The 6,426-nt window shown below is 37.2% G+C and carries 9 protein-coding genes and 1 pseudogene; 8 read left to right on the top strand and 2 right to left on the bottom strand.

Going from position 1 to position 6,426, the window contains the following annotated elements:
* The 5 genes and pseudogenes from H5092_RS20300 to H5092_RS20285 form a co-directional block, all read left to right on the top strand.
* A pseudogene (locus tag H5092_RS20300) lies at positions 1-130 on the top strand (elongation factor Tu); the annotation flags it as partial.
* 634 nt (positions 131-764) lie between these two features.
* Complete coding sequence (locus H5092_RS20850; protein WP_310736020.1) at positions 765-1,238, top strand: hypothetical protein; 474 nt, start codon at positions 765-767, stop codon at positions 1,236-1,238.
* Entirely contained in the window at positions 1,130-1,468 is a 339-nt protein-coding gene (locus tag H5092_RS20770; RefSeq protein WP_310736021.1) for an AHH domain-containing protein, read from the top strand. The genes H5092_RS20850 and H5092_RS20770 overlap by 109 nt, the downstream gene beginning before the upstream one ends.
* Entirely contained in the window at positions 1,468-2,055 is a 588-nt protein-coding gene (locus H5092_RS20290) for a hypothetical protein (protein ID WP_182734850.1), read from the top strand. The genes H5092_RS20770 and H5092_RS20290 overlap by 1 nt, the downstream gene beginning before the upstream one ends.
* Before the next feature lie 263 nt (positions 2,056-2,318).
* Positions 2,319-2,474, top strand: a complete 156-nt coding sequence (locus tag H5092_RS20285) for a winged helix-turn-helix domain-containing protein (RefSeq protein ID WP_240915919.1) — start codon at positions 2,319-2,321, stop codon at positions 2,472-2,474.
* An 82-nt stretch (positions 2,475-2,556) separates the two neighbouring features.
* Here H5092_RS20285 and H5092_RS20280 read toward each other — a convergent pair whose 3' ends face one another.
* Both H5092_RS20280 and H5092_RS20275 read right to left on the bottom strand, forming a co-directional pair.
* Positions 2,557-2,814: a helix-turn-helix domain-containing protein gene (locus H5092_RS20280; protein ID WP_165724394.1), complete on the bottom strand. Its 258-nt coding sequence runs from the start codon at positions 2,812-2,814 to the stop codon at positions 2,557-2,559.
* A gap of 483 nt (positions 2,815-3,297) precedes the next feature.
* Complete coding sequence (locus H5092_RS20275; protein ID WP_154904288.1) at positions 3,298-4,158, bottom strand: YicC/YloC family endoribonuclease; 861 nt, start codon at positions 4,156-4,158, stop codon at positions 3,298-3,300.
* 179 nt (positions 4,159-4,337) lie between these two features.
* Between H5092_RS20275 and rph the strand changes: the two genes are divergently transcribed.
* The 3 genes from rph to H5092_RS20260 are packed head-to-tail and all read left to right on the top strand — an operon-like array spanning position 4,338 to position 6,151.
* On the top strand, positions 4,338-5,051 hold the full coding sequence (gene rph, locus H5092_RS20270) for a ribonuclease PH (protein ID WP_002958890.1): 714 nt from the start codon (positions 4,338-4,340) through the stop codon (positions 5,049-5,051).
* Positions 5,052-5,069: 18 nt separating this feature from the next.
* A complete protein-coding gene (gene pyrE, locus H5092_RS20265) occupies positions 5,070-5,714 on the top strand; it encodes an orotate phosphoribosyltransferase (protein ID WP_002958891.1) in 645 nt (214 codons plus the stop codon).
* 56 nt (positions 5,715-5,770) lie between these two features.
* Entirely contained in the window at positions 5,771-6,151 is a 381-nt protein-coding gene (locus tag H5092_RS20260) for a diacylglycerol kinase (RefSeq protein ID WP_182734849.1), read from the top strand.
* The last annotated feature ends 275 nt before the right edge of the window (positions 6,152-6,426 follow it).

The raw sequence follows: 6,426 nt of genomic DNA, 5'->3' as shown, positions 1-6,426 counted from the left end.
GCCTGGTGATAACATCAAGATGACAGTAACTCTAATCGCACCAATCGCGATGGATGAAGGTCTTCGTTTTGCTATCCGTGAAGGTGGTCGTACTGTAGGTGCTGGTGTTGTAGCAACTATCGTAGCGTAATTATTAGCCTAGCTAATTATTACCAAAAAGCCCGAGCTTAGTCTCGGGCTTTTTAATGTCTAAAATAAAGTACGATTTAATACCAATACGCTTAATTAAGTGATCTATTTTGAAGATGGAAAAACGTGTGGATAGCTAGGCAAAAAATTCGCTATTTAGTTGTTCTAATTGAGAATTTTTTAACATAGGTAGCGACACGTTTAGTCGCGCAAAATGATTAAGTATTATTACGGATTGGTATAAGATGCCGCTTTAACCTTAGGTGAAGATACTTGGTAACAATACTCAAAGTATTATTAGTGGTATTACTAAAAACCCGAGCTAAGCTCGGGTTTTGATAAGTTATGAATGTGTCATACTTAGCTGAAACTATTCAACATTTTGAATTTGAATTTAGAGTAATTATTTAAATCTCAATTTTATCATTGGCTTATTGTAATTTTAGTGTGTTTATATTGCAGTTGGTAACCGCTATGGTAACTACTTGGAATAGGTTTCTGATAAATAGAGATTATTTTACTAAAGAGGAAATAAGCTTAAACTAGTAGCTAATAACACACATAAAAATTGATAAACTGTTTAGTTTTTGTATTATACACACAATCATAATCAGATAATCAAGGAAGAGTGTTTTATGAAACCGCTACACGCATACCCTCATCCCGAGAGACCTCAAAATCCTTCACCATTAGAAATGGCTATTTATAACTATGAGTTAAAAGCTAAAGAGTTCCATAACAAGCGAATAGCTCAAAAAGGGCAGGCGAGTGAAGATCTTAAAAATAAGATGGCTCGTGATTTTAATCATTTGCAAAAAGAGAAAGAGAGAATTACTGCTCATGCTCGCTTACAAACTGATTTAAAAGAATACCGAGAGCTAAGTGCAAGCTCTACAGTCACGCAATTAAAACAAGAAAAGCACCATCCAACTCAAAAGCTTGCTCGTCACTTGGCTGCAATAGGGGAGCTAAACCAACTAAGCTGCACGAGGCTCACCATATTATTTGTGGCACAGGGCAATACCAGTCAGCGAATATGTTACAAACAAGGCTTAATCTTCATCTGCATGGAGTTGGTATTAACGATCCAATCAACGGTGTATGGTTAATTAACTTTGAAAAAAATAAAGAGCAAAATTGGGTTAGCCCAGCTTCGCCACCTCATCGAAAGCTACACAGATATAACTATGAGACATGGATTAATACTAACTTTGGTAATGCGGCTACGGCTAAAGCTTTATTTTTGAATAGATTGAGAACCGTTAAAGTTAAAATAAAAACGGGTACTGTACCTGCAGGTTTACTTGAACCAAAAAATGAAAATTGGAAGGCTTTATAGTGACTGTATATCAAATTAAAAACGAAGCTTACACATACGACGTAATCGACTTTGATATTGTTGAGCTCTCAGAAACAATTTCGAAAAATAACGACCTTGATACAGATACTGTACTAAGGATGTTTATGTCATCCTCACTAAAGAATATCGAATTTAGCCCTCTATGGCCCCAAGGGTTAAATTTTGACTATTTTGGTAAAGCTAAAAAGCAAGATTATGACATATCGCGGCTAGGTCATTTTTTAATAATGCAGATGCCAGTATATGAGTTGTTAAAAGAGCGCTTAGCAAATTTTGGAGAGTTTTTACCCGTTAAAGCTGAAGGCAACAACATGATATTGTTTAACTTGCTTACCTTCGGGCAAGAGCAAAAAGACATGTGTTTAACCAAATACGAAGATGGCTTCGAAGACGGTTTAGAGTTACTTACCTTTGAGCAAGACGATATACAAAATAAACTGCTATTTAAATCTAAGCTGGAAGGTGCTCAAAAAGTTTATTGTACTGATGAGTTTAAAAATATTATCCAAAGTAACAACCTTAAAGGTTTAGTATTTGACGAAGACTTATTAGACCCGTTTGTTTAGTATCGCTCAACACAAAGGCGAATATATTAAGTAGCCAAAGAATCATTAATTGTGAATACAATACTTTCAGACTCTTTATAAAATAACACCCCTCCCGCTACCCGTAAGCTCAGCGCCCTGCGAGGGGGTAATTGTTTATAATGCATAGTAAAGCTGCGTACATAACCTTTGTCCCATAATTTTAATTTGTATATTATCTCAACTAATAAGAACAATGGATTAGCTTTATAGTAACTAACTAATACGGCTTGGCAGGGAATAGTATGTCGTTACCAGATTACCAATCATTCATGACCCTATTACTGCAATGCTTAGCTAACGGTGAAACAGTAAAGCTCAAAGAGATTGAAGCACACGTTTATCAAAGCATAGGCTTATTTGTAGAGCAGCTTAAACTGCGCATTCCTAGCGGCAAGTAAACTTATGCCTACCACCGCTTAAGTTGGGCTAAAACTTACCTTGTTAAAGCAGGTTTATTTGGAAGCTGTGGTGTGCCACTCATTAGCCATCCTCCGAGAATATATCTTCAATGGTATCCCAGTCTGGTAGAGAGTGTTGTTTTGAGGTAACTTCAAATTGTAAATCAACTGCATCAAGCAGTCGCTCAAATATATCGAATGAACCCATAAAGCGACCGTTCTCAATCTCGGAAATCGTCGTTTTATTAATTCCCGCGATCTCTGATAGCTTTTGTTGCTTGTAGCCTAAAGCTTTCCTGCTAGTACTTATTTGTTTGCCAATATCTGCTCTACTCGACATATATTCACTTATTTGATGTTAGCTATATAGCTAATAAAAATTATCAATATTTCACAGGCATTGCATTATTTATATAAGACGGTTTAGCTTAAAAAACCAAACCGCCAACCGTTGACGGTTACTACCAATTAAACTTAAAGGCTTTATTAATAGGTAAAAACTGTTTTTTTGCTTCTTTACTTTTATCTTTAAACCAGTCATTAAATAGGTCATTCATTGTTATAATAATGTCTGTCCCTGCCTTACCTCTTTCAGCAAGCGGATCTATACCATTTTTAATTTTTTGTTTGGTTTCTTTTACATTAATTGAGTTGTATGAAAATGGCTATCAAGGATTTTAAAAGTGGTTACGGTGATATCAAGTAGTTTGGTAACCACTTGGACACGTACAATAGGGGGCTAGTATGAACGGTAGAAAACAAAAAGCCTATAAAAATATAGGCTTATTAATGAGTTATAAACAACTTGAAACAGGCTAAAACGCTATTCTATGTTTTGGATCTGCTCACGCATTTGTTCAATTAGTACTTTTAGCTCTACGGCTGCAGTAGTGATGTCACTATTGATAGACTTAGACGCTAGCGTGTTAGCTTCACGATTAAATTCTTGCATCATAAAATCTAAGCGGCGGCCACATGCGCCTCCTTTTTTAAGGATTTTTTTAGTTTCTTTAACGTGAGACTTTAAGCGATCTAGTTCTTCAGCTACATCTTGTTTTTGAGCAAGATAAATAAGTTCTTGTTCAAGGCGTGACTCGTCAATGTTTGCTGCTAAGTCTTCTAGCTTTTGAGCAAGTTTTTCACGCTGCCATTTAGCAATCTCAGGCATATGCGTTTCTACAATTTCTACTTGCTCTAGAATTGCATCAAGGCGTATTGCTATCATTCCTTCAAGGTTTGCACCTTCATCGCCACGTGCAGATTTAAAATCTTCGATTACTTGATCAAGACCAGCTATTAACGCTGTATTAACGCTATCCATATCAAGCTCTTCTGCTTCCATAACGCCAGGCCAACGCAATATATCAACAGGATTAATATCGCCATTACTTTGTTGTTGAACCCATTTAGCGCTATTTATCAATTGCTCAGCAAGGGCTTGGTTAATTGATAGCTCACCAACATGGGCTGGATTTGCTACAAACTTTAAAAAGACCTCAACTTTACCGCGTTGTAAGTGTTTGCGTAAACGCTCACGAATAACTGGCTCCATGCCACGAAATTGCTCTGGTGCGCGTATAAATGTTTCAAGGTAACGCTGGTTTACTGAGCGAACTTCCCAAGTGCCAGTACCCCAATCGCCTTTTATTTCGCGACGCGCATAAGCTGTCATACTGTGGATCATGGATATTTTCCTAAATTTATAAATACAATATTATGATGATTATACCGTAACACTGCTTAAGCTCTAGGGAAAATTTAATACACTGAATATTTTGCATACAGCTATTTATTTAAATCAACATGGTATCTATACCCACATACACTTATAATGTCGCAAATTCTGAATTAAGGGGATCGTCAATGCGTCCAAGCGAAAGAACACCTAACCAAATTAGACCTGTTACATTTACACGTAATTATACTTTGCATGCTGAAGGCTCAGTACTTGTTGAGTTTGGTAACACCAAAGTACTTTGTACAGCTACTGTTGAATCGGGCGTTCCTCGTTTCATGAAAGGTCAGGGTAAAGGTTGGATCAATGCTGAATACGGTATGTTACCGCGAGCAACGCATACGCGTAATGCTCGAGAAGCTGCACGTGGTAAGCAGGGCGGTCGTACTATGGAAATTCAGCGCTTAATTGCACGTGCACTTCGGGCTGCTGTTGACTTAAAAGCACTTGGCGAAAACACAATTACCATTGACTGTGACGTTATTCAAGCTGACGGCGGTACACGTACTGCTTCTATAAGTGGTGCATGTGTTGCACTTGTTGATGCACTAACACATATGCGTGCAAAAGGTATGATTAATTCAAACCCACTTAAACATATGATTGCAGCTATTTCAGTTGGTATTTACAAAGGCCAAGCAATTAGCGATTTAGAATACATTGAAGATTCAGCAGCAGAGACTGATATGAACGTAATTTTAACTGAAACAGGTAAAATTATTGAAATTCAAGGTACAGCTGAAGGCGAACCTTTCTCGTTTGATGAGCTAGATGAGTTACTTACTTTAGCTAAACATTCTATTCGCGAAATTATTGACGTACAAAAGCAAGCATTAGCATAAATAGGTAGGCCACAAGATATGAAAGATTATCAAAAAGAGTTTATAGAATTTGCTCTAGAGAAGCAGGTGTTAAAATTTGGTGAGTTTACATTAAAGTCTGGACGCACAAGTCCTTACTTTTTTAATGCTGGTTTGTTTAATACTGGTCGAGACTTAGCGCGTTTAGGTCGCTTTTATGCATCGGCACTCGAAGATTCTGCTATAGAGTACGATGTATTATTTGGTCCTGCGTACAAAGGTATTCCAATAGCGACAACAACAGCGGTTGCCTTAGCGGATCATCATGATAAAGATGTACCTTACTGTTTTAATCGTAAAGAGAAAAAAGCACACGGTGAAGGCGGCACATTAGTAGGCTCAGAACTCAATGGCAAAATTATGCTAGTTGACGATGTAATTACTGCAGGTACTGCGATTCGTGAGTCGATGGAAATCATTGCACAAAATGGTGCTGACCTTAGTGGTGTTTTAATTGCGTTAGATCGCCAAGAAAAGGGTAAAGCTGAATTATCAGCTATTCAAGAAGTTGAGCGTGACTTTAATACCAAAGTGATTTCAATTGTAAAATTAGCTGATCTTATCAGTTACCTTGAAAGCCAAGGCACAATGGATGAGCATTTAGCCTCAGTTAAAGCTTACCGTGATCAATACGGTGTAGCATAAATAAAAAGCCTCGCACTGCGGGGCTTTATTTTGACCTTCATTCATAGAGTTTTTTAATGAAAGATATACTTAAACCAAATGGCTTAGGCCTCAAACGCGTTTTCAAAGCGACTTATTGTTCCTACCTAGGCTTTAAAGCAGCATTTAAGGAAGAAGCCGCATTTAGACAAGAGCTATTACTAAGCCTTATATTATTCCCCACTTCATTTTGGCTTGCTTCATCATTATTACACTGGGCCATACTAATTAGCTCACTGCTTATTATATTAATAGTTGAATTACTAAACTCCGCCATTGAAGCATTAACAGATCGAGTAAGTACAGAGTTACATGTATTGTCAGGTAGGGCCAAAGATATGGGATCTGCAGCCGTAACACTTTCATTAACGATCGTATTGATCATCTGGGGTGTAAGCCTCTATATGAAGATCGTTTAACTCTACTTCTAATATAAAATAGGTTTGAACCCCGTTAGTTGTTAATAATTTGATGGTTATGTTGTATTTTTAACGTGTTTAGCTCAAATTCTCAGCGAACAGCACATTATTTCAAGTTTTCTTCAAAAAAGGGTTGATCTGTTTTCGGATCTCCCTATAATGCGACCCCACTGAGACGGGAAACAGCAACGCATAGCGAGGCACGAACAACTCAGGGTGTTAAGTAAAACTTAGATTGAATCTTTTTAGAAAGTTTAAATTTAAGTGTTGACAAA

The organism is Pseudoalteromonas sp. SR41-7, from assembly GCF_014163935.1.
Classification (GTDB): Bacteria; Pseudomonadota; Gammaproteobacteria; order Enterobacterales; family Alteromonadaceae; genus Pseudoalteromonas; species Pseudoalteromonas distincta.
The sequence above is the reverse complement of the archived record's forward strand: the minus strand, read 5'-3'. Positions and strand labels throughout refer to the sequence as shown.

Coding starts and splice junctions, on each gene's coding strand:
- H5092_RS20850 (WP_310736020.1), top strand. CDS start 765: ATGAAACCGCTACACGCATACCCTCATCCCGAGAGACCTCAAAATCCT.
- H5092_RS20285 (WP_240915919.1), top strand. CDS start 2,319: ATGTCGTTACCAGATTACCAATCATTCATGACCCTATTACTGCAATGC.
- H5092_RS20280 (WP_165724394.1), bottom strand. CDS start 2,814: ATGTCGAGTAGAGCAGATATTGGCAAACAAATAAGTACTAGCAGGAAA.
- H5092_RS20275 (WP_154904288.1), bottom strand. CDS start 4,158: ATGATCCACAGTATGACAGCTTATGCGCGTCGCGAAATAAAAGGCGAT.
- rph (WP_002958890.1), top strand. CDS start 4,338: ATGCGTCCAAGCGAAAGAACACCTAACCAAATTAGACCTGTTACATTT.
- pyrE (WP_002958891.1), top strand. CDS start 5,070: ATGAAAGATTATCAAAAAGAGTTTATAGAATTTGCTCTAGAGAAGCAG.
- H5092_RS20260 (WP_182734849.1), top strand. CDS start 5,771: ATGAAAGATATACTTAAACCAAATGGCTTAGGCCTCAAACGCGTTTTC.